The sequence below is a fragment of the Spiroplasma endosymbiont of Lariophagus distinguendus genome, from assembly GCF_023846195.1.
Lineage (GTDB): Bacteria > Bacillota_I > Bacilli_A > Mycoplasmatales > VBWQ01 > Spiroplasma_E.
Window position 1 is genome coordinate 1 of sequence record NZ_JALMUW010000103.1, and the last position, 1,955, is coordinate 1,955.

The 1,955-nt window shown below is 23.7% G+C and carries 2 protein-coding genes; both read left to right on the forward strand.

Going from position 1 to position 1,955, the window contains the following annotated elements; genetic code table 4:
- Nucleotides 1-206: 206 nt before the first annotated feature.
- On the forward strand, nt 207-1,358 hold the full coding sequence (locus M0D11_RS07555; RefSeq protein WP_252320934.1) for an MFS transporter: 1,152 nt from the start codon (nt 207-209) through the stop codon (nt 1,356-1,358).
- Between the two features lie 166 nt (nt 1,359-1,524).
- Nucleotides 1,525-1,917, forward strand: coding sequence for a ribosome hibernation-promoting factor, HPF/YfiA family (gene hpf / locus M0D11_RS07560; RefSeq protein WP_174480838.1), 393 nt, complete (start codon nt 1,525-1,527; stop codon nt 1,915-1,917).
- Nucleotides 1,918-1,955 lie beyond the last annotated feature (38 nt).

Consider the following 1,955-nt stretch of genomic DNA (forward strand, 5'->3'; position numbering starts at 1 on the left):
AAAGGAGCTATTTTTAAAACTTTTTAGTTATCGACATCTTCGACACGCTCCCCATTTTTATTAAGTTAAATCTAAATTTTAATTTTCAAGAAATATTTTTATAAAGGTTATATTTTCATTTATATTTCATAATTGTCGTTAAACATGTTAATCATCATTTATGATAGAATTTAATATATGAGATTTTAGAGTTGTGAGGTTTTAGTATGGAAGTGTCAGCAGAGAATTATAGAAACATTAATTCTCATAATCGTTGAGGAATTATTGTTAGTTCGGGATTAATGGCAATAACTTTGATTATAAGTTGAGTATTATGACTTATACTTTATCGTACTAATGTTAATGAGATTTTAGTAATTTTAACTGAAGTAATTAATAGTAAAGGCATTACATTTACTCTTACTTTTCAGATTTTAACAATTTTTACTTTAATTTTTTCGGTTATTACTCTAGTGTTTATTACAATTCCATTTATTTTTTTAAATAAATATGGAGTAATAACTTTAGTATGAGCATTAATAGTAGTAGTAATTTCGCTTGTCTTACTTATTAGTTCGGGATTATTAATAAGTTATGGTTATAAAAAAATTTATAGTTATGTTATGGACAAAAAAATTATTAATGTTTTATTTTTTATTTTACCTTGAGGCTTTGCATTAATTAGTAGTTTCTTTTTAGTACTTTTTTCTTTATGATTAATAATGGCTAATTTAAGAAATAAATCAAAAAAAGCATTATCATTGACAAATAATAATGCTTTATCAGCAACAGAAATACCCGCAAGTGTTGAACAAAATTCTCTTTTTGGTGAACAAACTATTGGACCATCATTTACAGATCGATTTTTTAATGAACATGATAAATCAACACAAGGTATAAATATAGTTATTAATAATACTGGTGGAGGTGCACTTCCACAATCAAAATTACTTGATAATCAAGTAACTAGTAATCCAAATCCTGTTCAAACTAATAACAGTAGTAATAACAGTAGTAATGTTGTTAATAGTGAAGTAACTTGAACACCACAACAAATTGAAGAAGTATGAAATAAAGGAGAAATTATTGATGATTATAATCCACAGTTATATCGAAAAGACTATGCGGGTGCGCTAATGTTTAAAAATAACTTTATTAGTAATGTTAAACTTAATGATGATCCTAAAAGTTATAATTGAACTATTATACATCAACGACCTTTATTTCATGGAGGTACTTCTGATATTAGTAATTTACAACCAATGAATAATACTAATGCTATTACTAAAGGTAATAATTATCCACGTTGAAAAACAGCTATTACTTTTAATGGAAAACAAAATTTTTTAAAACAAAAATCATGAAAAGATAAAAAATAGAGTATTAATCATTAATTTAACTGAAGATGATATTAAGCATATTATAAATATAATTGGTATTTTGCTTAGTTGTTAATAATTTAAATTTAATTACACTATTATCTTTTAAAATTTATTTGTTTATGGGAAAATGTATATAATAATTAAAAGATAGGAGCAATTAATCATGCAAGTTATTGTCCATGGAAAAAATATTAATATTACTTATGAAATTAAAAATGCTGTTGATAAAAATTTTAATTATTTACAAGAAAAGTATTCTAAATATATTAAAAAAGATATGATTGCTAAAGTTGGTATTGAAAGAAATAGTAATCATACATATAATATTTCCGTTCATATTCAGTTATTAAATAATAATTTTTTACAGTGTTTAGTAGAAAATCACGATCTTTATGTTGGCATTAATAAAACATTAGTTCCGTTGGAAAAACAATTAAGTCGTTTAAAAACGGTTGCTGATAAAACTGGTGCTGAAAGCGTTGGTCAATTTATAACTAAAGAAATTCTTGATGATAATAGTGAAGTTATTATTGACGTAACAGAAAATAAAGATTAAAGAAAACGTTTATGAAAGTATACAATTATTAGCATTAG